The sequence below is a fragment of the Ruegeria sp. C9 genome, from assembly GCF_056537585.1.
The window spans coordinates 418,897-441,253 of the sequence record NZ_JBQFRU010000004.1 but is presented as its reverse complement, the minus strand read 5'-3'; the positions used below and the strand labels follow the sequence as shown (position 1 = coordinate 441,253).

Genomic DNA, 22,357 nt, shown 5'->3' with positions numbered 1-22,357 from the left:
TGGGGTCAGAGAGCAGACAATTCTCGCTCAAATTCTGTGCATTTGGTTGGTATTCATTTCTTAGCTTGCTTCGAGTTACTGCAAGAAAAGCCAATCACGCTCGAAAAACAGCAAGTACTTCAGAATCCAGAATACTTCGCTAAAATAACGAGTTGAAGGACAGACAATTGAGGCAATTGCAAATCCAAACCCAATTTCACCGTTGTTTCGGCGCATAACCGGAGTACGGATACCCAAACACGATGCGTTCAGGTTCACCAAATGAACGCCAAGGCGGTTGAGTTCAATACAAGCTAAGACCGATGCTGATCTTACCCAAATTCATCGTTAGCTCGACAGACGACGGTGGAGCGAAATTACAGTTATTGCTCAACATAAATTGGCGGTCGACTTAAGTGGGGGCCTTTATCGAGCTCAGCTTTGTGAAGGTGCACCCCCCTTTATGCGCCGTTCTCGGTTCGCAAAAAACGCGCTGAGAAGCATTCAACTTTTCAGTCCAAGTCCCAATAGGTCAATGTTTCAGCAGAGGAGGCTCTAGAACTGATCGGCATTAAGACAGCAGCATCTGAACTCTGGAATCGAGGTCTTGTTGCATGCGTTCGCCACTCCAACCAGCGCGCCCTCGGAACATGTAGCCTTGCCTCAGGTCATAAAGAAGCGCGGCCCGTTCACGAGACGGAAAATCTGCGGGCAAGGTCCCCTTTTCGATCTCCCGGTCGAACCGAGCGGCAAGGCGTTTCTCGGTATCTTCAATAGCCGCCTCAATGCGTTCGGCCACGCCTTCGACCTGCCCGACCGTCGTGACCACGCTTGAGGCCAAAAAGCACCCTTTCGCGCCGCTTTCATGCTCAGTGGCATAGTGCACCACTTCGGACAGAAACCCCTTGATGGCTTTAGTAATATCTTCCTCGGTCTCGAAGGCCACCACGGGGGCGCAGCCATCCACGTCGGCGTAGAGGTCGATGGTTTTGAGATACAGCTCTCGCTTATCACCAAAGGCCGCATAAAGGCTTGGCCCAGTGATCCCCATCGCCTGCGTCAGATCACGCAGAGACGCCCCGTCATAACCCTTGGTCCAGAAGACCGACATCGCCTGCATAAGGGCTTCGTCATAGTCGAAGTTTCTCGGTCGACCCATTTTTTTTGTAACGGTCAATATATAATTCCTTGACTCTCGCGTTGCTGCGATAATTATGTATCAATCAATATATAACAAGAAAGGCTCCTCATGACCAGCCCTAAACCTGCCGTCGGAAAGGCATTTCCGACGATCAATATACCTGTGCTTGGCGGTAACACTCGAAGCCTGTCCGCACCCCGGGACGGGTACGACTGGATGTTGACCGTCGTCTATCGCGGCAAACACTGCCCGCTTTGCACGATCTACTTGAGAGAATTGAACAGCGCGCTCCCTGACCTGAACGATTTAGGTGTCGATGTGCTGGTGGTCTCAGCCGATAGCGCAGAGCGTGCCACGGCACAAATGCAAGATGTCTCACCGGTATTCGATGTTGGCTATGGCCTGAGCGTTGCGCAGATGCAGGCGCTGGGTCTGTACATCTCTGGCCCGCGCAACGGTATGGATGTCGAGGGGCCATTTGCCGAGCCCGGTCTGTTCGTCATCAACGGTCAAGGCGTATTGCAAATCGTCGACATCTCGAACGTCCCCTTTGCCCGACCCAGCCTGACCAGCCTTGTGATGGGTATCCGATTCCTGCGGGGGTTGTCGGGCGACTTCCCAGTCAACGGCAGCCACGCCTGAAGGAGAACTGAAATGGCAGACAGAACAGAAACAGGCGTGCGCGCCGCGGTTGAGGACCTGATGAATGTCGCGATCCACGGCGATACCAGCGGTCTGGACCGCATCTATCACCAAGACATGCAAATCCTGATGCTGGACATCAGCGGCGAATTGGCACGTTTTGACAAACCCAGCTTCATGGCTCTGATGGCCAGCTCGGTCAAAGACACAAACCCGGATGATCACAAATGGGCCCGGTTCAACGCTGTTGAAGCCAATGGAGACCAAGGACATGTCCTGATCACCCGACGCGTGCCAATCGGCGATGCACGCAAAGCGCTTGAGCTCAGCATCGATCTGATTTTCGAAGACGACCGCTGGCAGGTCACGCGAGAGGTGATCTTCGCGCGCCCTGACCCAGATCCGATTTCCTGACACCTCCCCATCAAAAAAAAGGAACGCATTATGCGTATGATGACCCCCATTATGGCTGTCCTGCTATCGACCGGTGTCGTCGTTGCAGATGACACAGCCTCCAGCCTGAGCGCTGTTAACGACCAGTTCAACGCCTTCGCCGCCAATCACGACGCGCCTGGCCTGGTGTCGCTCTATTCCGAAGACACGCTTTGGATCGAACAGGGCAAACCTGTTCGTCAGGGTTTGGAAGGTCCTCGTGAGTTGTTCGAATTCGTCACCGCCAATAAAGGCGACGTCACCCACACGATTGACCACGTTTACGTCTCGGACGACGAGACCTTGGCGGTGATGATCGGGTTCGTTGAGGCAAAAATCGAAGCCGTCGGTATGGATGCAACAGGCACCTACCTGTTTGTCTTACGTCCGGAAGACGATGGTTGGGAAATCATTACCGACATGTGGCATCAGCATGCTCCTGAGGACAACTGAGACCTGAGGCGCGAGCCATTCGCTTGATCAGGGAGGCACCTGCGTGGGTGCCTCCCAACAATTTCAATAGCGACTGGACAAATCAGCGCTGGACGTTGCCGGAATCCAGAACGGCGATGGCATCGACCTCGAACAACATTCCGTCGAGGGCAAGCCTTGGTACCGGCACTAACGTTTGCGTCGGCAGATGGCCTCCGAAGACCAACTTGAGTTGACGTGTTAACGCCGCCAATTTCGTCTGATCGTGATCAACAACGTAGGTAGTGAGTTTGACCACTTGCTCGGGACCCGCCCCGGCAGCCGCAAGCGCTATGGCAAGGTTCTGGTAGGCTTGGGCGACCTGCATCTCGAAATCAGGTGCGAGGTTGCCTTTTTGGTTCTCACCGCCTTGACCCGCAATGAAAACAAGACCGTTTGAAGTCATCGCGTGACTGTATCCGTTTGGCACAGGATCATAGAGCGACGACGGATTGATGGTTTGAATTTCACCGGCCAAACCCGGGTTGGTTGAAAATGTGAACATCGTAATGGCTCCAATGGCTTGGATAACGTTTCGCATAACTATTCTCCGATTATGCGGATCATTGGATATGAACCACGTCGAGATGGGTGAGTTTGTCTGGGTTTCGGACGATGTAGATTTCTTGAACCTTCTCCTCGTCGTCGAACGCAAAAGAGAGCGCCGCCGTTGTCGTTTTCCCGAGTTTTATCAAGGCACCGTGCATGCCGTTTAGATTGACAAGCACCCATTCGTGATCGACCCAGTATCGGTGCAGGTTAGAGGAGACGAAATTGCAGAGTGGCGTAGCGCCTTCAATCGCTTCGAGGATTGCCGGCACCTTGCCGCCGCCATCTGCGCTCAGACGAGCATCTGCGGCCAGCATCTGGGAAAGTTTGTCGATCCGACCTTCCGTAACGGCCGCCTTGAACGCCGTCAGGAAAGCCATCTGTCGCTCTGGGGATGCCTTGTGGCGAGTAACCGCTCGGCCGACGTTTCCACGCGCCCGAGATACCAGCTTTCTGCTGCTAACTTCAGAGGTTTCTAGTGTTTCCGCGACGGCGGCATGAGACATTTCGAAAATGTCGTGAAGCAGGAAAGCCGCACGCTCCTTCGGGGTTAACCGTTCAAGCATGATCAGAAAAGCCATCGAGAGACTGGATGTTAACTCCGCTTCCTTCTCTGCATCATTCTCGCTGGAAATCTGAATCGGTTCCGGCAGCCAGGCCCCCACGTAGTTCATGCGTGCCCGGTCGCCCGAGCGTCGCATGTCGAGGCAGCGCCGAGTGCAAGCGGTGACAAGCCAACCACTTGGATTCTCAATCGCCGCACGGTTCGTGCCCGCCCATTTGAGAAACGTGTCTTGCACCGCATCCTGAGCATCGCTTAGAGACCCCAGAATTCTGTAAGCGAGGCCCGACAGTCTTGGACGCATGCTTTCGAAAGCATCAAGTTCCGACTTTGTGAGTTCAGTGCTTTGATACATTTATCCGGTTCCACAGATTGATCATGGCGATTTCGGCAGTCAGCGCTCCGATCTCAGCGTCGGAAAAATGCCTGCTCAAACGTGCGCGCATGGCCGCAAGGTCTGATTTCAAGTGCAGGCTTGTCAAAGCCTCTGTCCATTCCAGCGCCGCTTTCTCTGCGTCGGTGAAATCACTCACCTGGTCCCAGGCAATTACCCTGTCCAGACGTTCGCTGGTCTCGCCGTTTTGCCGAGCCTCTTTCGTGTGCATTTTGATGCAGAAACCGCAGCGATTAATCTGAGATGCCCGAAGTTGAACGAGGTGGCGGACTTTCAGATCAAGGCCATGGTTGTCGAGCACCTGATGCACGCTGGCCATCGTCTGGAGTACGTCGGGGATCGTCTGTTCATATTGAGTCGTAGTTGAAGTACTCATCGTCACTTTCCTTTGTTTGACTATCCTATGCACTAGTGACGATTGTCGGTCGGCTTTTGTGACGCGCCCATCAGTGAATTTTCTTAGGGCTTTGTTCTAAAATGATTTTTTGCGTACAACTCGCTTGTAGTAATAAAGCGTAAATCTTTCTGTCATCGTGCCGACCCGAATTTTGCGCTTTCATTTCTGCCGGTTGGGCATGCGCATGAATCGGGTCGAAGAACAGTTCGTCGCCACCTTAGTGGAGTGTCATGCAATTAAGGAAAGGCATGGCAATGAAACTCGAAAACAAAACCATCATCATCACTGGTGCCAGCAGCGGGATCGGCGCTGCTGCAGCTTTTCTCTTTGCCAAGAGCGGAGCAAACGTTGTTCTGGGCGCGCGTCGTAAAGCTCAACTGGATGAGATTGTTGGGCAAATAAGGCAAGGCAACGGCAACGCTGTTTCGCTTGCGGGCGATGTCACGAACGAGGCTTACGCTTGTGCGCTCGTTGAATTGTCGGAAAAGAGTTTTGGTGGCTTAGACGGAGCATTCAACAACGCCGGCACCACTGGCGACATGGAGTCTATTCCAGATATGGGAAGTGACAACTGGCACAAAGTGATAGCTGTTAACCTGAACAGTGGTTTTTTTGCTGCAAAGTTTCAGGTTCCAGCGCTGCGCAAGAGAGGTGGTGGTTCTATTGTGTTTACGTCGTCATTTGTCGGGCACACTATTGGTCTTCCGGGAATGGGAGCCTACGCTGCTGCGAAGGCAGGCTTGATCGGCATGACACAAGTCCTGGCAGCTGAACATGGCTCCGAGGGCATCAGAGTCAATGCACTTCTTCCCGGTGGAACGATGACCCCTATGGCAGGTGAAGACGCCTCTTTCCATGAGGTTGTCAGGGGGCTTCATGCGCTCAAGCGCATGGCTGAACCCTCCGAAGTCGCCGCAGCAGCTCAGTTTCTTCTGTCGGACGGCGCCTCATTTGTTACCGGAAGTGCGATGCTTGTCGATGGGGGCAACTCCATCAGCAAGTTCTGAAGGCAAAGAGCAGACATTGGTTCGAGTTGAATCGATGTCTGATCAGTTCCAAGAGCCGACGTTCTGCAAAATCCGCACAATGACCGCTTGGCGGAAAAAGCTGCCGATAAGTCAGCTTGTTGGGAAGTGTGATGACGGCATATTCCAGACATTCGTTCATACGACGCCGTATGTCCGCTTACATTACCTTTCGAAACTTCCTGGCCACCTGCGCGGCGGTGCCCTCGTCAAACCGTGGTCCGGCGATCAAGCAGAAAGTCAACTGCAATGTGGAACTGGGTTCAGTCGATTGTGCCCGGGAGAACCCTTCGGCAACAGAAGCTGGAAGAAACGCTCGGCAGAACTCTACTTCAACCGCATCCCGTAAGGACGCAACGGTAGCAGCTTCAAGAACCAGCTCATGAGCATAGCGCCCATCCCTCAGATCGCGCAGCGCACCGTCTCTCAGGACGCAGTCAGTGGTTAGCAGACCGCAGCGAGCTTTTCCGTTTTCACTCTTCGAAGACCCAAACCATGTGATTTCTTCGGACCAGAGCTCATGGCCTTCTTCACTATCAGGTTCTCGAGCCACAATGGCCATGTCCAGAACCCCAGAGGCGACTTTCGGCCGAAGTGATCTGCTTGGCTCAAGAACGATGCTCGGGGACACTCTTGGGAATTCGCGCTGAAAGATCGGCAACAGCTTTTGTAGCAAGGTTGGCGCATAATCGGTCGGCGCACCGAACTTGAGAGGCCCAGCCAATTCATCCTGCCGCAACTCCCCAAGCAGCTCATAGTTGAGCGACATCAGTCTCAGCCCCTTTGCCCTGAGCACCTCTCCGGCTGAAGTTAGTGAGATGCCTTGATTGCTGCGCTCCAGCACACGTTTTCCAAGAATTTCTTCGAGGCGTTTGATCTGCTGACTGATGGCCGCTGGGGTCTTGTTCAATTGTATGGCGGCAGGTTTGAAACCCTTTGCGTCGACCACAGTTAGAAATGTTTTGATGAGATCAAGATCAAGCGCAGGGGGCATGATTAAGTAAATCCGACATAAGATGTTAAAGTTGTTTCGTTTGCCTGATTTACTGAAATTAGCCACGCTTGGCGAGAAAAATCTGGAAGGAAGGGCATGCCTGAACAAATTGAACCTGTAGTAGATGTTTCGTCTCATGATCAACCTGGCCAAGCACTTGAACGTGCCGTCGAATTGGGGAGGCCAGGACAGAAGGTGATTTATGCTCGTGATTGGCGCCTTTTCAATCGATCGTTAGCTTCTGCTGCGTGGGCACTGTACGAGGGGGGTCTGGTTGATCTGGTGCAGAGACGTGTGCCGTCCGCGCGATACACGAAGTTCGAATACATTGCGATCAAGCGTTCAAGTGGCGCCTTGTGAAACAATTTTACTAATGCACTTATTAAGATTGTTTTGTTTGATTTAACCACAAATTCTGACGCTATATGGAATAGTCCCAAACTGCGAGGACCCTATGCTGGATCTACCCAACATCATTGACGAGAAGCGCGTGCGCGCCTATCGCCTGAACCGAACACGCGAGTTGCTGGCCCAGTTCAAGATGGATGCGGCGGTACTGTTCGATCCTCTCAACCTGCGCTACGCCACCGGTTGCCGCAACATGCAGGTCTGGACCTCGCATCACATGTCCCGATACGTTTTTGTGCCGATCGAGGGACCTGTGGTTCTGTTCGATTATGGTGGTGCCAAGCACCTGTCCGACGATCTGGAGACAATCCAGGAAACCCGCCCCGCGAAAAGCTGGGACTATTTCGGATCAGGGCATCGCGCCGAAGAACACGCCAACAATTGGGCAGACGAGATTGTCGACCTGCTGCATCGCACCTGTGGGCGCGGGGCGACGCTGGGTATCGACCGGGCTGACCTTTTGCCAATGCTAGCGTTGCAGCATCGCGGCATTAAGATGAAGGATGCCAAGGGTCCGATGGAAATGGCACGGTCCATCAAGTCGATGGACGAGGTTGCGATCATCAAGAACTCGATGCAGGTCTGCACAGAAGCGATCGCCTACATGCGCAGCTTTGCCGAACCCGGCGTGACCGAGAACTTTCTTCTGGCCAAAATGAACGAATACAATATGTGCCACGGGGGCGAGTATCAGGAAACCCGGTTGCTGGCGTCGGGTCACCACACCAATCCGTGGTTCACAGAATCCACCGACAAGAAGATCGAAAACGGTGAGATGCTGGTGTTCGACAGCGATCTGATCGGGCCGGATGGCGTCTTTGCCGACCAGACCCGCGCCTTTGTCATTGGAGGCCGCAAACCGACTGACGAACAGCGCGTGCTTTATGCGCATGCCTATGAGCAGATGGAGCACAACATGGCGTTGCTGCGTCCCGGCATGACCTTTGAAGAGTTCGGCGAGCTGAGCTGGAAGATGCACGACATCTATGTACCCAACCGCTATGCCGAAATGATCCACGGCATTGGCTTCGGCGTGGAGTACCCGGTAATCTATTACCCTGAAGACCACGAGACCTGGCAATATTCGGGCACCTTCCAGGAGGGTATGTGCGTCTGTGTCGAAAGCTATATCGGCCCGGTGGGCGGGGACGAGGGCGTGAAGCTGGAACAACCAGTACTGATCACCAAGAACGGCCCCGTGCCCCTGACAGATTGCCCGTTCGAGGACGACTACCTGTGAGCAGCTATGATTACGTTATTGTCGGCGCAGGCACGGCGGGCTGTGTGCTGGCGCATCGGCTTACCGAAGGCGGCACTTATTCGGTGCTGCTGTTGGAACATGGGGGCGATGATCGCAATTGGATTCTGCAAATGCCTGCCGGGCTACGATCAGCCTTCAAGCCGACCAGCAAATACAATTACTGGTTCAAGACTACGCCGCAAAAGCATCTAAACAACCGCGAGATCGACCAGCCCCGAGGCAAGGCGCTTGGCGGGTCGTCCGCGATAAATGGCATGACTTTCCTGCGTGGTAACCCGCGGGATTATGACGATTGGGCCGAGATCGAGGGGTGCGACGGTTGGTCCTTTGCCGACTGTCTGCCCTATTTCAAGAAATCCGAGCGCCGAGACGGGTCGGCCAACGATTACCGTAACAATGCTGGCATGGTCGGGGTCAAAGCGCAGCCCATGGAGGATCTGAATCCGCTGAACGCTGCCTTTCTTGAGGCTGGGCAGCAGGCAGGTCATGCGCTTACCAAAGATGTGAATGGCTATTCCCAGGAAGGTGTCAGCCGGTTTGAAATGTCCGTCGAACGGGGATATCGCAGCACCTCGGCCCGCGCCTATCTGCATTCGCAGGCCAAGCGCGAAAACCTGACGGTCACAACCGGCGCCAAGGTGCTGAGGGTGGTGGTAGAAAAAGGCCGCGCGGTAGGGGTGGAGTTCTCAAAGGGGCGAAAGAACCAGACCGTGCGCGCCAATAGAGAGGTCATCCTTTCTGCTGGTGCCTTTGGCACGCCGCAAATCCTGATGCTGTCCGGCATAGGCCCCGAGGCGCATCTGCGCGACCGCAATGTGCCCGTTGTCTTCAACGCGCCGATGGTGGGCGAGAACCTGCATGACCACCTTGAAGCCCATGTACAGGTCGAAACCGACAAACCCGTTTCGCTGAACAAATATCTCAAACCGCATCTTATGCTTTGGGCCGGTATCCAATGGTTTGGCTGGAAAGGCGGCGTGGCAGCGGTGAACCAATGCCATGTTGGGGCCTTTTTGCGCTCCACACCTGAAACGACACACCCAGATATCCAGTTCCACTTCTTCCCGATCCTGTTCGGGCCGAACTGGATTCCAGATCCGGCCAAGAACGGTTATCGCCTTGGTGCTGGCCCCATGCGGCCAGAAAGCCGGGGCACTGTTCGATTGGCGACAAAAAACCCCAATGACGCTCCGCTGATTGACCCCAACTATCTGGCGACGGGCCACGACTGGTTCGTCATGCGCAAAGGTCTGAAACTGGGCCGCGAAGTGTTGGCACAGGACGCGTTCAAAGACTTCCATCTGCGCGAGGATCTGCCGGGTAACCACGTCAAGACCGATGCAGACTGGGATGAGTTCATCCGGGAGGATGCGTCGTCCGCCTATCACCCTTGTGGCACTGCGCGGATGGGACCCGATGGCGACCCGCGCGCCGTGGTTGACCTTGAGCTCAAGTTCCGCGGTATCGATGGGCTGCGCATCGTTGATGCCTCTGTCATCCCGGCCGTGCCAAGCGCCAATATCAACGCTGCCACGTTCATGATCGCTGAAAAAGCGGCTGACATGATCCTTGGCCGACAACCTTTGCCCCCCGAAACGGTGCCCTATCACCGCGCCGTCTGACTGGAGACCGAACATGACACGACTGACCGAGCGTCTGCTGGATTCAACCCATTTCAAACGCCGAAAGGCGACCGAAGACACCAAGCGCAAGATTGATGGCTGGGAGATCTGGGAATGCGCCGATCCGGCCTTCAGCTATGACTATGATCGGACAGTAACCATGTATGTGCACAAAGGTGCCGCTGTCCTAACCTTCGCGGATGGTGAAGCGGTTGATATTCAGGCAGGCGATACCTTGACGGTTCAGGCCGGGGCAAGTGCCTCATGGGTGATTTCAGAACCTATCTGCAACAGCTACTTGTATCACGACACCTTCATGTCCGCCACGAAGCGGGCCGAGCAGGTTCGTTGGCAGGATCGCTAAGTGACATCGCCCATCAAAATCACCGGCTTCATCCACGGCCTGACTCCGGCGCAGATCCCCCCGGAGGTGCTTCATATGGCCCGCCGTTGTCTGGTCGACACGCTGGCGATCTGGGCCGCTGGGACGATAACCGAGGCCAGCCGGATCGCACGGAACCACGCAGCCAAACGTTATCCCGGCACATTGCCGATGCCCTTCGACGGTCGCCCGGTGAACCCTGTGGGCTATGCCTTTTCCGGGGCGGCGACGGTGGATGCGCTGGATGCCCATGACGGCCACCAGCTTTGCAAAGGGCATGCAAGCGTTGCACTGGTCCCCGCGCTTTTTGCCGAATTGAGCAATGCCACGTGCACCATGGACGAGTTGCTTTGCCATCTCGTCGTGGGTCAGGAAATCGCAATTCGTGCCGGTCTTTCCCTGCACGCAACTGCGCCTGACTATCACTCATCCGGGGCCTGGAACGCGCTCGGCTGCGCCGCCATTGCCAGCCGTCTGCGGAGGCTGTCCCAAGAGCAGACCCGGCAGGCACTGGGTATTGCCGAATACTATGGTCCCCGTGCTCCAATGATGCGCTGTATTGAGCACCCTACCATGGTCAAGGATAGCAGTTCCTGGGGGGCTCTGACCGGCCTTTCCGCCGCAGATCTGGCCGAAGACGGGTTTACAGGGGCACCTGCCATGACTGTTGAGGCTGCCGAAGTCGACGCCACCTGGAGCGACCTCGGCGTAAACTGGCGGATCCTTGAAAGCAATTTCAAAGCTTACCCGGTTTGCCGATGGGCACATCCGCCGGTCGAGGCGATCCTATCCGTCCTGCGCGAACATGACATTCCACGAGACGAGATCACAAAGATCACGGTGCCAACCTTCCATGAAGCAACAAAACTGGCGACACGTCGCCCCGAAGACAGCGATGCTGCTCAGTACAGCCTGCCGCTTGCGGTGGCGCTTGCTCTACGATTTGGCACGATCCAACCTGATCACTTGTTGCCGGACCACTATGATCAACCGGAAATCTGGCGTCTCGTCGACATGGTGATCTTGGAAGAGGACGACAGATGCAATTCAGCCTTTCCGGCCGAGCGCTATGCACGTGTGACACTGACGTTAAAAGACGGCAGCCGACTGGGTTCCGACTTCAAGGCCGCACGGGGGAACCATGACGCACCTCTCTCCGATCAGGAACTTATCGAAAAACTGGATAATTATGCCGAGCCTGTCCTTGATGTAGAAGCACGCAAAAACATTTCAAATATTCTGTCCAATCCCGGCGAAGCCACTTCACCATCTAACCTGATGGAGCTGCTGCAGCGGTCGCAATTAGGCGAGCCCGGCGAATGAAGTTCGTTTTGGATGGTAGCAACGGACAAATGGTTGATGGGGAGTAGTCATATGGAGAAGCAGATTTTGGAAGAACTTGCCGGGACCATCCGCGAGGCTGCCGCGTCTCCAGACCGCACCGCGGCCATTCGTACAGTGCTGCAAGACAGCCAGTCGAGCAATGAAGATCTGGCTGATGCCATCGCCAAATTGGACGAAGACGAGGTGATGGTGTTCGAGGATGAAACCTGTTCGATCTGGACGTGTCGCTACAATTCGGATGTGGTTTTCGCCCCTCACGAACATTGCATGGGGGTGCACATCGCCGTTTATCGTGGCGCCGAGATCGAGGTGCTGTACAAGCGCGAACCCGGCAAAATGCGCCATGGCGGCAACAGATTTGTCAGGGCGGGTGACGTCGTGCGCCTTGGTCCTGATGCGATCCACGCGATCACGGCAGACGATGAGCAAAGCCTGGCCATCCATGTTTACGAGGGCCCATTGACGCAGGTCCAACGCTCTCTTTTTGAATGGACCACCGGTGAGGAGGTGGAGTTCACCATGGAGAATTTCCATGCCATGGCCCGTCGTAAGGTGGATATGACAGAGTTCAACTAAATCTGGTAAACAGAAGTGGCACGATGAAGATTACCTTGGTCGACGTCCTTCCCTTGATGCCGGAGACCCGCGTGTGAATGCGCAATCCGTTTGTCCGCCGCATTCACAGCGATGAAGACATATTTGGTGATGGTGAAACCGGTATCGGCCATGTGTTCAGTCTCAGAGCATTTAGTCGTTGATTTACTTTGAACAGCAACTCTGCATTGCGGACGTTGGCGACAAGCACGGCGAATGACCGCTCCTCGCCCTTTTGGGCCCAATGGCCAAGGTTTCGCTGGGCGGTTCAGGGCCGACTATCGGCCTCGAACTTTGATTTCTGTTCTACCGTCGCCTAACCCTCTCGCGGTTACGCTCCCGACGTTCGATGTTGATCTGGTGATCGCGACCCAGCGCCCGGTAGAAGCCTAGTCCCTTGGACCAGTTCAGAAAATGGGCAAAGCTGTCGACCTGATCGTCTTTGCGCCCGCGTGGAAAGGACTGCAGCTCCCGCTTGAAAGTCCGCAGCCAGGGCGCGTCTACAGGCAGATACACCTTGCCCTCTTCGACAGGGCCGCAAGCGGACTGGAACCGGGTTTCCTTGTCTTTGTCGGGTTTAATGCGTTCGTATCGCCGACGGTCATCACGAAACAGCTCGTCCAATAGCGGTTTGCCTGAGGCAGCATCCTCGATCAGAACACGATCGGGATCCCAACGGCCGACAAGCTGCAGCGCCTTAGCTTTCAGGTCTGGGTAGTCCACCTGCCCACGCCAGACGTCGACAAGGTACCACGCATTTTCGCGGAACCCCCATGTTGTACAGACCGAGAAGTCGGACCGGGGATCCGCAGACATGCCTGTATCCCAGCTTTGAACGACCAGTTGGAACCAGCGACGATCTTCGAGGATCTCATAGGTGCCAAACCACTCCCAGCGCAGGGGTGACCCGTCTGGAGCAATGGGGTTCTGCTGATACTGGCAATTGAACACGGCTGCGCCCATTTCACGACGCTTGGTATCCAGCGTGTTCTGGTCCAGGCGCGACGGGCACAGGAGATCACCCGGTTTGCGGTGCATGACCCTTCCATGCCCAAGAGGCACCGTCTCATGGTCTTCGGCGATGGCAGGCAGATTTAGGTGCCGATAGGTCCCGCGTTCCAGCAGGTAGCCCGGCGGGTCCATCTCGTGCAACCGCTGTGCAACCATAACCACACGCCCCTCAGCCGGGTTGTCAAAGCGCGATAGCAAGGTCCCCTCAATGAACTCCTGCGCCTTGATCAGTTCGGCCTCGGAGCCCGCATCTCCGGCTTTCAGCAGGTCATCGATGATGATGTAATCAGCGCCATGTCCAGTCACAGAACTGCCGATGGAGACAGCCTTTCGGCTGCCTCCCTTTGTGGTGCGGATTTCTTCTGAGGTGTTGCCCTTTTTAGCCAAGACAGTTTCAGGGAACATTTCCCGGTACCAGCGCGCAGACATGATCCGTCGACAATCTTCGGAATGCTTGCGCGCCAGATCCAGCCCGTAGCTGGCAACAATGATTTTGGCGCTGGGGTTATGCCCAAGAAGATAGGCAACATACGCAACAGCCACTGTTACGGATTTCAGGCACCGCGGCGGGATGTTGATGATCAATCGCTTGTTCTCGCCGACGCGAACGTTGTCCAACTCATGGCACATGGCACGCACATGCCAGGCCGGATCAAAGCTGCGGTCGGTCCCTGGGTGCAGCGTGTCAAACACGCGCCACACGAAGGGAAAGAAATTGTCCCGGCAAATCTCGCGCGCGGCTTGCCGGACCATTTTGGGATCAGGAGCTGACATCATCCACCTCCCCATCTTCAGGACCGCCGTCACTGTTCAGTTGGCTGGAAAAGAAATCCCGGAGGATATCATAATCAACTGTCTCCGGCCCATTCAAAGCAGCGCTAGCCTGTTCGCTTCCATCATCTGTCCCGCCGAACAGATCGGCGTCGACCTTGAGAAGCGCCATCAGCAATTTCGTGTCGCCCTTCAACGCGCCAGCCGTGAGCCGCTTGGCAATTGCCTCCGCCTTGGAAATCCGAGTTTCGTGGCTGCCTTCACGGACGGTGATTTTGGCTTCCAGCTCGCGTTTCAGACTGGCATTCACCCCTTTGGCACCTTTTGGTCGTCCATTCGGATTGCCAGAGCGGCCTTTTTTGAATTGGGTCGCTTTGGGCGGTTTACCGTAACCCACCTCGTAGTCTTTCGTATCGTCAGACATGACCCACCTCCTGAGCAGAAGTGGTGTCGCTGGCCGCAGAAAGCGCATCGAACGTCTGGCCTGTCACCGAATGCACGGCGCTCTCACCGGTCATCTCCTGCCAGCGGCGAATGGCGACATCGACATAGGCCGGGTCGAGCTCAATAAGCCGCGCCCGGCGCCCGGTTTTCTCAGCTGCCAGCAATGTCGCGCCGGACCCGCCAAAGGCGTCCAGCACAACATCGCCGCGATGACTCACATCCATGATGGCGTCTGCCACCAAAGCTGTCGGCTTCACCGTGGGATGATCAGCAAGATCCGCCTCGCGCCCTGACCCAAAGCTGTTCACACCGGCATAGTCCCAGACATTGGTCCGGTTGCGACCATGTTTTCCCAGTTCGACATTGTTGACATGCGGCGCACCGGGCTTCTTGAAGATGCAAACCAGCTCGTGCTTGGACCGGTAAAGACTGCCCATGCCTCCGTTGGTCTTATTCCAGACACAGAGATTGATGAGTTCCAATCCACCTGCCTTGCCCCCCGCAATCAACTCTTCAATATGACGCCAGTCCATGCAGATCATCGCAATACCCCCGTCAGTCAGACGGCCAAACACCCGGGTGATAACGTCTGCAAGAAAGCCGCGGAACTCGCTGTCCGACATTTCCCCCGACGCCATGGCAAACTCGCGATGATCGCCACCGGTGCCACAGCGGACATGCCCATTGACCGGCACGTTATAAGGAGGATCGGTGAAGACCATCTGCGGGGTCTCGCCATCCAGCAAGGTGTCGTAGCTCTGGGCTTGCATGGCATCCCCGCAGAAGATGAGATGATCTCCAAGAACCCAGAGGTCGCCCGGCTGAGTGATTAGGGGTGCCGCAGGGTCCGGCGTCTCAACAGTTTCTGCTTCAGTCTCCGTGGCCTCGTCTGCGCCGTCGATGATGATGTCAATCTCCGGCGTTTCGAACCCGGTGATACCCAGATCAAAATCCAGCTCGCCATCAAGGCTGAGATCCATCAGCTCGGCAAACTCAATCTGGAGGGCCGCTTCGTTCCAGTCCGACAATTCCGCCAGCTTGTTATCCGCAATGCGCAGAGCGCGCACTTCTGCGTCTGACAGGTGATCCGCGACAACAGTTGGAACGGACATCAATCTCAGAGCCTTGGCGGCTTCATAGCGGCCATGACCCGCGATGATTGTGCCCGAACCATCCAACAGGATCGGGGTGACAAAGCCAAACTGGGCCACCGACGCCTTCAGCTTGTCAATGTTCTTGGCCGCGTGCACGCGGTTGTTGTTGGCGTAGGGTTTGATCTTGCTGATCTGAGATTGGATGACTTTTTCTGCCATCCAGATCGGCGTGTTGGACGCCTTGGCGTCGCTCTGTGGTTTCTTAGCCGGCATAGCCGCCTCCTTTCATTTGACGCTCTTTAGCGTCGACAAGAAAGGATCGTGTTGGGAATTCGGAGAGAGCACGATTAACAACTCTCCGGACCAATCGATCCGGTTCGTTGCCCCTTCGAATGCTCTCTGCGGAAACCTGTGTTTCCAATGAGTGTTGCCTGCGGGAGCAGTTTCCCGCCCTGATAGTCCGGGCGATTGTGCTACATGTAGGCGCCATCAATACGAGACGCAACCCCAAAACCAAAAGTAACCAATTAAGATTGTTGACGAATAATCGAGGGTACGGCAGCAACACCCTACAATACACCCCCCTCCTGAGACTGCTCCAGAAAGCGCTGGACTATTACTGCAAACCACGCATCACTGGTCCTACGCCCGAGCCATTCGGGCGCTCCTCGGTACCGGGGCTCAGCATCTCGCTGACCCAAAATCAGAGGAGACAGTACATGTCCAATTCCAAACAAACCAAGATTGAAAAGTTACAAGCTTTGTTGCGTCGCCCAAGTGGCGCCAGCCTGGAGGCGCTCTGCAAAGCAACAGGGTGGCAGCCCCATTCGGTTCGAGCCGCGTTGAGCGGCCTGCGAAAGAAAAGCGGCGTCACGATAGAACGACGCGCATCCGACAAACCACATGGGTCTTCCACATATCACCTGACGGTGGGAACAGGAGAAGAGTCATGACCACGACTAGCGATGTCGCCGATCTCGTCGCCATGGGTCGATCGGATCTGGTCACGATTTGGCAACAACTGTTTGATCAACCCGCCCCGGCCATGCTCAGCCAACCCTTCCTGCGCTGTTTTATCGCCTTTGAGATGCAGTCCCGCCGTCATGGCGGGCTACCCCGGCAGGTCAAAGCCTCGCTGGACAAGGGCGCTGAGAAGAAGCCCCGGCCTGCCTGTCCTACCCTAAAACCCGGCGGGCGCTTGCTGCGCGAGTGGAATGGCGTGACCCATATGGTCGATGTGACAGGGAACGGCTTCACTTGGAACGGTCGGTCCTATCGCTCGCTCTCCGCCATCGCCCGAGAGATTACCGGCGCGCATTGGTCAGGGCCGCGTTTCTTTGGGCTCACCAGCAAGGGGGCCAAATGAGCCCGCGCCGCAAAATCCGATGCGCCATATACACGCGCAAGTCCTCAGAAGATGGTCTGGATCAGGACTTTAATTCCCTGGACGTGCAATATGAGGCCTGCGCAGCCTATATCGCCAGCCAGCGAAATGAAGGCTGGACCTTATTGCCAGTCCGCTACGATGACGGTGGCCTTTCGGGCGGCACCCTAGAGCGCCCTGCCCTTCAGCGTCTTCTTGAAGAGATCGATGCCGGGCGTATCGACATGGTTGTGGTTTACAAGATCGACCGGCTGACCCGATCGCTCGCCGATTTCTCCAAGCTGGTCGAACGGTTGGAAAAGGCGAACTGTTCTTTTGTCTCGGTTACACAGGCCTTCAACACCTCATCGTCCATGGGCCGGCTGACCCTCAATGTGCTGTTGTCCTTTGCCCAGTTCGAACGGGAAGTCACTGCGGAACGTATTCGTGACAAGATTGCCGCCTCCAAGAAAAAAGGGCTCTGGATGGGTGGTAACCTGCCCCTTGGTTACGACCGCCACCCCGATCCGAAGGCAAGAACGCTGGTGGTGAATGAGAAGGAGGCCGGAACCGTCCGGCTTCTCTTTGGTCTTTATGGGGAACTGGGGTGCCTGCGCAAAGTAGAAGAACGGGCAACAGCAGAAGGGCTGCGGTCAAAACGGGTAGTTCGGGAAGATGGAAGCGTGAAGGGAGATTGTACGCTGTCACGCGGCCAGATCTACTATCTGCTGCGCAACCCGGTCTATCTCGGTAAAATCCGCCACAAGGATAAGATCTGGAACGGACAACATCCGGCGATCATCGACCAGGACATCTGGGACCGGGTGCAGGAGAAAATGCGCCAAGCCTCGCGGCGATCCCGTGCAGACCCTACACCCAATGAGCGCCAACGTACCAATGACCCCGGCGCCTGGCTCACGGGTCGTCTGAGGGATGAGACAGGTGATCGGTTGACGCCAACCCACACCACGCGCAAAGGCAGACGGTTGCGCTACTATGTCTCCAATAGATTGACCTCGGGCGGCAAGGATACTTCCGGCTGGCGACTGCCCGGACCGGCGCTGGAAAACGCGGTCATTGATGTCATCGTCAGACATCTGCAAGACGCCGCCGTCGCGCACCGGGTACTGGCGCAGCCGGAGGCCGGATCAGCCGAGGCAGTGCAGACTTTAGTTGCGGACTTAGTGATCCGGCGTCAAGGCCAGGGCGATCTGTTTGGCGCAGATATCCTGACCAACGGTATAATTGCGCGAGGACAGATCGACCTCGAACTGAATCCCGAGACTCTGGCAAGCGCACTTGGCATCACTGCTGACCAACTGCACCCGGATCTCACACACATCACCGCACCTTTCGATCTGCGCCGCCGCGGCGTCGAGGCCAAGGTCATCGCCGGAGACATGGCACCCCAACCCGATCCTCACCTCCGGTCCATGCTGATCCGTGCCCATGGCTGGGCCCGTGATCTGAAAGCCGGGATTCAACTGATGGAAATTGCGCGGCAGGAAAACCTCCCCGGCGCCTTCATCCGCACACGCGCCCAGCTCGCCTTTCTCTCACCAAAGATTCAGGCCGCGATTCTCGACGGCACCCAGCCGCCCGAACTCACACTCAAGCGTCTGGTCAGCGTGACCCATCCACTTGATTGGGCTGAACAGGAGCGCCTATTCGGCTTCTGACACCTCCAGATCCGGCGTCCCTGATACAGGGTTCGGCCTCCCTGATCCGAATAAACATTTCCCTGTTCCCACAAAAAAAATTCCCTGTTTCACGTTTTAGGGAATTTGCAACTTAAGCCATTGGAAAAAATAGAGTTGTGACATCTGAAATGCCGGGTTCCAGACCTGTTTTGCGAAAATTCCCTGTAAATTGCAGGTTATCAGGGAAACCCAGTCCAAAGCGACCCCGCCAAAATGCGTCACTGAGACTTGGGCCTGAATTGCACTCTGAGTGTACGGTCTGCTTCGTCTCTGATTGAAAGCGCATGCGCTTACTCGCGGGAATTGCGACACAATTCCGGGTCAGAAAACACAACTGAAGTAAGACGGGTATGAGTGGCGGGGAGACAGGGATTCGAACCCTGGGAACGCTCTCACGTTCAACGGTTTTCAAGACCGCCGCATTCGACCACTCTGCCACCTCCCCGCGTGAGGCTGGGTCTATGACGAGTTGAGCGCGGAGGCAAGCCATAAAGCGGGAAATCTTGCCGAAGCGAATGTAGCAGTCTTTCCATGGCCCGATGCCCGCGCTATGATCTGCGGGAAAGACCGCACAAGACTGGCAACAAGAACCAGCAATGACGCGGTGGGGCGCGGCCGGAATGGCCTTGTCAGGCAAGGGATTGAGAAAATGGAGCGAGCTACGGGCACACGCTTTGGGCCACAACGGCTGGCAATTTTGGTCGTGACCATGGCAGCATTGGCTGGATGCGAAGAAGGGCTACTTACTACAGAGGACCCGCCTGAGGATACGGCCGCCGAAGACGCGGACAACACAAACCGGTTCGAACTGTTCCCCGAGGCTGCCGCGACCAATCAGCGCGATGTTGAAGCCCCCGAGGTTTTTCAGGTCACCGAAGCAGGGTTGTGGGACGGGCGGCCATCGCTGGGTGGTATCTGGGTGGCGCATCCCGATGTGACTCAACCCGAGCGGGTGCTGATCAAGAATACAGCCAACAACAAATCGGTAACGGGTGCCCTGTTCCGCCGTGAGCGGAATTTGCCGGGACCCGCGCTGCAGGTCTCGTCATCCGCTGCCGAGCAATTGGGAATGCTGGCTGGTGCTCCAACCAGGGTGCAGGTTGTCGCATTGCGACGTGAGGCTATTGAAGAACCCCCTGCACCTGTCGCCGCGGAACCTGCCGAAGAGACAGATAGTGCAGAGAGTTCGGAAACAACCGACACCGCAGAAGCGTCGGAAGCGGGCGCTGCTGAAAAGCCTCAAAAGCGGAAATGGTGGCAGAAAAAGCCAAGCACCGAAGCAGCGACCGGAGCTGCGGTCGTTGCCGGGGCTGCCGTTGTTGCATCGTCGGATGAAGATGCGCCCAGTGCAGAAGCCCCGACCAATGCAGAAGCCCCGACCAGTGAATTGGCCGCGAATGAGGCCCCAGCCCCAGAGAAACCGGCCAAACGCAAATGGTGGCAGAAAAAGCCAAGCGACGAGACTGCAGTCGCAGCAGCTGGCGCAGCAACCGCAGCGGCTGCCGAGACCGAATCCCCTTCGTCAGAAACACAGACGGCAGCATTGTCGGATCCCGAACTGACGGCACCGGCTGAAAAACCGGCCAAGCGTAAGTGGTGGCAAAAGAAAGACCCTAACGCAATCACCGAAACGCCTCTGGACCCGATTGCCGGAGCGGCAGCGGCCATCGAGGCCTCTGAACCAACGGCGGCGGCACCAGCGACGGCGAGTGCTGCGACGACAAGTGGGTTGGCAAAACCTTTTGTTCAGGCGGGCACCTTCAGCGTCGAATCCAATGCCAAGAGCGCGGCAGACAAGATCCGGCGCAATGGCATGGCTGCCGAAGTCATGGAACTGAAAAGCGAGGACAAGTCGGTCTGGCGCGTTTTGGTTGGACCCGTTGCAACCCGCGCGGAACGCCGGGCGATGTTGAACGATGTGAAAGACCTTGGGTTTACCGATGCTTTCACGGCAAAGAACTGATCAAACAGGAGGCCCATGATGCTTTCCGATTTGCGATCCACCACACTGGCCCTCGGGTTGGCGCTGTTGGCACTGCCCGCCCATGCCTTCGACACCACCGCGCGTGCGGCTTATGTGATGGACCAGAAAACCGGCACTGTGCTGTTGTCTAAAGACGCCGATCAGCCTCTGCCTCCAGCGTCCATGTCGAAGCTCATGACGCTTTATGTGGCGTTTGAAGCCTTGCGCGATGGCCGTTTGACGCTGGACGAAACTTTGCCCGTCTCGGAACATGCAATGAGCTATGGCGGCTCGACCATGTTCCTGAACACGCAGGATCGTGTCCGGGTCGAGGATCTTTTGCGCGGGATCATCGTGCTTTCGGGCAATGACGCCTGTGTCGTGATCGCCGAAGCGCTCAGCCCCGACGGAAGCGAAGCCGGATTCGCCCGTTTCATGACTCAGCGGGCGCAGCAGATGGGCATGAACAACTCGAACTTTGCCAATTCCAACGGCTGGCCTGCTGCTGGGCACATGATGTCAGTGCACGATCTGGCAGTTCTGGCCGACCGGCTGATCACCGATTTCCCCGAGTACTATCCCCTGTTTGCCGAAGAAGAGTTCGAATTCGATGGCCGAGCGCCCTCGAACGCGCGGAACCGCAATCCGCTGCTGAAGCTGGATATCGGGGCCGATGGCCTCAAGACGGGCCATACTCAAGAGGCAGGATATGGTTTGGTCGGTTCTGCCAAACAAGGCGACCGACGGGTTGTCTTTGTTCTTTCAGGGCTCGACAGCACTGCCAAGCGCGCAGAGGAGGCTGAGGCCGTGGTTAACTGGTCGTTTCGAAATTTTGTCGAGAGGACAGTTGCCAAATCAGAAGAACCGGTAGCCCAGGCCAAGCTTTGGATGGGGGCGGAAAAGACTGTGGGATTGGTGCCCGAGGGTGATCTGACCCTGCTGTTCCCCGTTTTGGGCGACAAGGACATCAAGGCCGAGGTTGTCTATGACGGCCCTATCAACGCACCGGTCAGCAAGGGCCAGCAATTGGCCGAGCTTGTGATCCAACCCGAGGGATTGCCCGAAATCCGCCGCCCGCTGGTTGCGGAAAAGGATGTTCCCTTGGGCGGGTTTGTCGTGCGTATGTTGACCGTGGGTGGCATCGTTCTGAAAGAAGTGATCAACACCCCGCTGGAGCAAATGTGACAGCGCGCGGAACGTTTCTGACCTTCGAAGGCATTGACGGATCAGGCAAGTCCACGCAGGCGCGCCTGCTGGCCGAGCACTTGCGGCATCAAGGCCGCGACGTCGTTCTGACGCGCGAGCCCGGCGGATCGGACGGGGCCGAAGAAATTCGCAGCCTTGTGCTGCAGGGTGATCCGGACCGCTGGTCGGCCGAGACCGAGATCCTGCTGTTCACCGCTGCCCGGCGCGATCATCTTGAGCGCACGATTGAACCCGCGTTGGCAGAGGGCAAGGTTGTGATCTGCGATCGCTTTGCCGACAGTACCCGGATGTATCAAGGTCTGTCGCGCGGCGATCTGCGGGGTTTGGTGGATCAGTTGCACAGCTTGATGATCCGGCGAGAGCCAGATATGACCTTGCTGATCGATATGGACCCGGAAATAGGCCTGTTGCGCGCCAAAGGTCGTCAGGGCACTGAAGAACGATTCGAAGATTTCGGTTTGGATCTTCAACAACAGATGCGGGCAGGTTTTCTGGGTCTGGCCCAAGAATTCTCTGACCGTTTCCACGTGGTCGACGGCAATCGGGACATGGACAGCGTTGCGCGGGATGTGACAGATATTGTCAAGACGTCCCTGCAATTGAGCTGA

Annotated in this window: 23 protein-coding genes and 1 tRNA gene; 15 read left to right on the top strand and 9 right to left on the bottom strand. The window is 56.3% G+C overall.

The features are described 5' to 3' along the window. Nucleotides 1-550: 550 nt before the first annotated feature. Nucleotides 551-1,156 carry a TetR/AcrR family transcriptional regulator gene (locus ACR0NE_RS13350; protein ID WP_480459710.1) on the bottom strand — a complete coding sequence of 202 codons (606 nt, stop codon included), beginning with the start codon at nucleotides 1,154-1,156 and terminating at the stop codon, nucleotides 551-553. A gap of 72 nt (nucleotides 1,157-1,228) precedes the next feature. On the opposite strand from ACR0NE_RS13350, the gene ACR0NE_RS13345 reads away from it, so the two are divergent. The 3 genes from ACR0NE_RS13345 to ACR0NE_RS13335 are packed head-to-tail and all read left to right on the top strand — an operon-like array spanning nucleotide 1,229 to nucleotide 2,647. Continuing rightward, nucleotides 1,229-1,762 carry a peroxiredoxin-like family protein gene (locus ACR0NE_RS13345; RefSeq protein WP_170597094.1) on the top strand — a complete coding sequence of 178 codons (534 nt, stop codon included), beginning with the start codon at nucleotides 1,229-1,231 and terminating at the stop codon, nucleotides 1,760-1,762. A gap of 12 nt (nucleotides 1,763-1,774) precedes the next feature. Then, a complete protein-coding gene (locus tag ACR0NE_RS13340) occupies nucleotides 1,775-2,176 on the top strand; it encodes a nuclear transport factor 2 family protein (protein WP_170597093.1) in 402 nt (133 codons plus the stop codon). Between the two features lie 30 nt (nucleotides 2,177-2,206). After that, nucleotides 2,207-2,647 (top strand): nuclear transport factor 2 family protein, encoded by a 441-nt coding sequence (locus tag ACR0NE_RS13335; protein ID WP_170597092.1) that lies wholly within the window; start codon nucleotides 2,207-2,209, stop codon nucleotides 2,645-2,647. A gap of 82 nt (nucleotides 2,648-2,729) precedes the next feature. Here the strand turns inward: ACR0NE_RS13335 and ACR0NE_RS13330 are convergent, their stop codons facing one another. From ACR0NE_RS13330 to ACR0NE_RS13320, 3 genes are read right to left on the bottom strand one after another with little or no spacing between them, the layout of a single operon-like run. Then, complete coding sequence (locus ACR0NE_RS13330; RefSeq protein ID WP_480459707.1) at nucleotides 2,730-3,206, bottom strand: RidA family protein; 477 nt, start codon at nucleotides 3,204-3,206, stop codon at nucleotides 2,730-2,732. 22 nt (nucleotides 3,207-3,228) lie between these two features. Continuing rightward, entirely contained in the window at nucleotides 3,229-4,131 is a 903-nt protein-coding gene (sigJ, locus tag ACR0NE_RS13325) for an RNA polymerase sigma factor SigJ (protein ID WP_170597091.1), read from the bottom strand. Then, a complete protein-coding gene (locus ACR0NE_RS13320; RefSeq protein ID WP_170597121.1) occupies nucleotides 4,115-4,546 on the bottom strand; it encodes a carboxymuconolactone decarboxylase family protein in 432 nt (143 codons plus the stop codon). Before ACR0NE_RS13320 ends, sigJ begins: the two co-directional genes overlap by 17 nt. Nucleotides 4,547-4,821: 275 nt before the next feature. On the opposite strand from ACR0NE_RS13320, the gene ACR0NE_RS13315 reads away from it, so the two are divergent. After that, nucleotides 4,822-5,574 carry an SDR family oxidoreductase gene (locus tag ACR0NE_RS13315; protein ID WP_170597090.1) on the top strand — a complete coding sequence of 251 codons (753 nt, stop codon included), beginning with the start codon at nucleotides 4,822-4,824 and terminating at the stop codon, nucleotides 5,572-5,574. A gap of 178 nt (nucleotides 5,575-5,752) precedes the next feature. On the opposite strand, the gene ACR0NE_RS13310 is transcribed toward ACR0NE_RS13315, so the two are convergent. After that, nucleotides 5,753-6,739, bottom strand: coding sequence for a LysR family transcriptional regulator (locus ACR0NE_RS13310; protein WP_170597089.1), 987 nt, complete (start codon nucleotides 6,737-6,739; stop codon nucleotides 5,753-5,755). A 301-nt stretch (nucleotides 6,740-7,040) separates the two neighbouring features. Here ACR0NE_RS13310 and ACR0NE_RS13305 point away from each other — a divergent pair, with 301 nt between their 5' ends. The 5 genes from ACR0NE_RS13305 to ACR0NE_RS13285 are packed head-to-tail and all read left to right on the top strand — an operon-like array spanning nucleotide 7,041 to nucleotide 12,179. After that, on the top strand, nucleotides 7,041-8,234 hold the full coding sequence (locus tag ACR0NE_RS13305; protein ID WP_170597088.1) for a M24 family metallopeptidase: 1,194 nt from the start codon (nucleotides 7,041-7,043) through the stop codon (nucleotides 8,232-8,234). Next, entirely contained in the window at nucleotides 8,231-9,877 is a 1,647-nt protein-coding gene (locus ACR0NE_RS13300) for a choline dehydrogenase (RefSeq protein WP_170597087.1), read from the top strand. The genes ACR0NE_RS13305 and ACR0NE_RS13300 overlap by 4 nt, the downstream gene beginning before the upstream one ends. Nucleotides 9,878-9,890: 13 nt before the next feature. Next, on the top strand, nucleotides 9,891-10,241 hold the full coding sequence (locus ACR0NE_RS13295) for a cupin domain-containing protein (RefSeq protein ID WP_170597086.1): 351 nt from the start codon (nucleotides 9,891-9,893) through the stop codon (nucleotides 10,239-10,241). Then, nucleotides 10,242-11,582 (top strand): MmgE/PrpD family protein, encoded by a 1,341-nt coding sequence (locus ACR0NE_RS13290; protein WP_170597085.1) that lies wholly within the window; start codon nucleotides 10,242-10,244, stop codon nucleotides 11,580-11,582. Nucleotides 11,583-11,633: 51 nt separating this feature from the next. Then, the gene (locus ACR0NE_RS13285) at nucleotides 11,634-12,179 is read left to right on the top strand and encodes a cupin domain-containing protein (RefSeq protein ID WP_170597084.1); all 546 of its coding nucleotides are present in this window, start codon (nucleotides 11,634-11,636) and stop codon (nucleotides 12,177-12,179) included. Between the two features lie 324 nt (nucleotides 12,180-12,503). Here the strand turns inward: ACR0NE_RS13285 and terL are convergent, their stop codons facing one another. The 3 genes from terL to ACR0NE_RS13270 are packed head-to-tail and all read right to left on the bottom strand — an operon-like array spanning nucleotide 12,504 to nucleotide 15,790. After that, nucleotides 12,504-13,982, bottom strand: a complete 1,479-nt coding sequence (gene terL, locus ACR0NE_RS13280; RefSeq protein ID WP_170597083.1) for a phage terminase large subunit — start codon at nucleotides 13,980-13,982, stop codon at nucleotides 12,504-12,506. Then, complete coding sequence (locus ACR0NE_RS13275) at nucleotides 13,969-14,403, bottom strand: DUF5681 domain-containing protein (RefSeq protein WP_170597082.1); 435 nt, start codon at nucleotides 14,401-14,403, stop codon at nucleotides 13,969-13,971. The genes terL and ACR0NE_RS13275 overlap by 14 nt, the downstream gene beginning before the upstream one ends. Then, nucleotides 14,396-15,790, bottom strand: coding sequence for a site-specific DNA-methyltransferase (locus ACR0NE_RS13270; RefSeq protein ID WP_480459705.1), 1,395 nt, complete (start codon nucleotides 15,788-15,790; stop codon nucleotides 14,396-14,398). The genes ACR0NE_RS13275 and ACR0NE_RS13270 overlap by 8 nt, the downstream gene beginning before the upstream one ends. A gap of 446 nt (nucleotides 15,791-16,236) precedes the next feature. On the opposite strand from ACR0NE_RS13270, the gene ACR0NE_RS13265 reads away from it, so the two are divergent. The 3 genes from ACR0NE_RS13265 to ACR0NE_RS13255 are packed head-to-tail and all read left to right on the top strand — an operon-like array spanning nucleotide 16,237 to nucleotide 18,559. Further along, nucleotides 16,237-16,470: a DUF3489 domain-containing protein gene (locus tag ACR0NE_RS13265; protein WP_170597081.1), complete on the top strand. Its 234-nt coding sequence runs from the start codon at nucleotides 16,237-16,239 to the stop codon at nucleotides 16,468-16,470. Further along, a complete protein-coding gene (locus ACR0NE_RS13260; RefSeq protein ID WP_170597080.1) occupies nucleotides 16,467-16,883 on the top strand; it encodes a DUF2924 domain-containing protein in 417 nt (138 codons plus the stop codon). Before ACR0NE_RS13265 ends, ACR0NE_RS13260 begins: the two co-directional genes overlap by 4 nt. Next, the gene (locus ACR0NE_RS13255; protein ID WP_170597079.1) at nucleotides 16,880-18,559 is read left to right on the top strand and encodes a recombinase family protein; all 1,680 of its coding nucleotides are present in this window, start codon (nucleotides 16,880-16,882) and stop codon (nucleotides 18,557-18,559) included. Before ACR0NE_RS13260 ends, ACR0NE_RS13255 begins: the two co-directional genes overlap by 4 nt. A gap of 376 nt (nucleotides 18,560-18,935) precedes the next feature. Here ACR0NE_RS13255 and ACR0NE_RS13250 read toward each other — a convergent pair. Then, nucleotides 18,936-19,025 (bottom strand) — tRNA-Ser (locus ACR0NE_RS13250). A 204-nt stretch (nucleotides 19,026-19,229) separates the two neighbouring features. Here ACR0NE_RS13250 and ACR0NE_RS13245 point away from each other — a divergent pair. From ACR0NE_RS13245 to tmk, 3 genes are read left to right on the top strand one after another with little or no spacing between them, the layout of a single operon-like run. Continuing rightward, nucleotides 19,230-20,543 (top strand): SPOR domain-containing protein, encoded by a 1,314-nt coding sequence (locus ACR0NE_RS13245; protein WP_170597078.1) that lies wholly within the window; start codon nucleotides 19,230-19,232, stop codon nucleotides 20,541-20,543. Nucleotides 20,544-20,561: 18 nt separating this feature from the next. Continuing rightward, nucleotides 20,562-21,728, top strand: a complete 1,167-nt coding sequence (locus ACR0NE_RS13240; RefSeq protein ID WP_170597077.1) for a D-alanyl-D-alanine carboxypeptidase family protein — start codon at nucleotides 20,562-20,564, stop codon at nucleotides 21,726-21,728. Next, complete coding sequence (tmk, locus tag ACR0NE_RS13235) at nucleotides 21,725-22,357, top strand: dTMP kinase (RefSeq protein ID WP_170597076.1); 633 nt, start codon at nucleotides 21,725-21,727, stop codon at nucleotides 22,355-22,357. The genes ACR0NE_RS13240 and tmk overlap by 4 nt, the downstream gene beginning before the upstream one ends.

What these genes read in the sequence shown, in the direction of transcription:
- ACR0NE_RS13345 (WP_170597094.1), top strand. Translation starts at nt 1,229, where the DNA reads ATGACCAGCCCTAAACCTGCCGTCGGAAAGGCATTTCCGACGATCAAT.
- ACR0NE_RS13340 (WP_170597093.1), top strand. Translation starts at nt 1,775, where the DNA reads ATGGCAGACAGAACAGAAACAGGCGTGCGCGCCGCGGTTGAGGACCTG.
- ACR0NE_RS13335 (WP_170597092.1), top strand. Translation starts at nt 2,207, where the DNA reads ATGCGTATGATGACCCCCATTATGGCTGTCCTGCTATCGACCGGTGTC.
- ACR0NE_RS13330 (WP_480459707.1), bottom strand. Translation starts at nt 3,206, where the DNA reads ATGCGAAACGTTATCCAAGCCATTGGAGCCATTACGATGTTCACATTT.
- sigJ (WP_170597091.1), bottom strand. Translation starts at nt 4,131, where the DNA reads ATGTATCAAAGCACTGAACTCACAAAGTCGGAACTTGATGCTTTCGAA.
- ACR0NE_RS13320 (WP_170597121.1), bottom strand. Translation starts at nt 4,546, where the DNA reads ATGAGTACTTCAACTACGACTCAATATGAACAGACGATCCCCGACGTA.
- ACR0NE_RS13315 (WP_170597090.1), top strand. Translation starts at nt 4,822, where the DNA reads ATGAAACTCGAAAACAAAACCATCATCATCACTGGTGCCAGCAGCGGG.
- ACR0NE_RS13305 (WP_170597088.1), top strand. Translation starts at nt 7,041, where the DNA reads ATGCTGGATCTACCCAACATCATTGACGAGAAGCGCGTGCGCGCCTAT.
- ACR0NE_RS13295 (WP_170597086.1), top strand. Translation starts at nt 9,891, where the DNA reads ATGACACGACTGACCGAGCGTCTGCTGGATTCAACCCATTTCAAACGC.
- ACR0NE_RS13285 (WP_170597084.1), top strand. Translation starts at nt 11,634, where the DNA reads ATGGAGAAGCAGATTTTGGAAGAACTTGCCGGGACCATCCGCGAGGCT.
- terL (WP_170597083.1), bottom strand. Translation starts at nt 13,982, where the DNA reads ATGTCAGCTCCTGATCCCAAAATGGTCCGGCAAGCCGCGCGCGAGATT.
- ACR0NE_RS13275 (WP_170597082.1), bottom strand. Translation starts at nt 14,403, where the DNA reads ATGTCTGACGATACGAAAGACTACGAGGTGGGTTACGGTAAACCGCCC.
- ACR0NE_RS13270 (WP_480459705.1), bottom strand. Translation starts at nt 15,790, where the DNA reads ATGCCGGCTAAGAAACCACAGAGCGACGCCAAGGCGTCCAACACGCCG.
- ACR0NE_RS13265 (WP_170597081.1), top strand. Translation starts at nt 16,237, where the DNA reads ATGTCCAATTCCAAACAAACCAAGATTGAAAAGTTACAAGCTTTGTTG.
- ACR0NE_RS13260 (WP_170597080.1), top strand. Translation starts at nt 16,467, where the DNA reads ATGACCACGACTAGCGATGTCGCCGATCTCGTCGCCATGGGTCGATCG.
- ACR0NE_RS13255 (WP_170597079.1), top strand. Translation starts at nt 16,880, where the DNA reads ATGAGCCCGCGCCGCAAAATCCGATGCGCCATATACACGCGCAAGTCC.
- ACR0NE_RS13245 (WP_170597078.1), top strand. Translation starts at nt 19,230, where the DNA reads ATGGAGCGAGCTACGGGCACACGCTTTGGGCCACAACGGCTGGCAATT.
- ACR0NE_RS13240 (WP_170597077.1), top strand. Translation starts at nt 20,562, where the DNA reads ATGCTTTCCGATTTGCGATCCACCACACTGGCCCTCGGGTTGGCGCTG.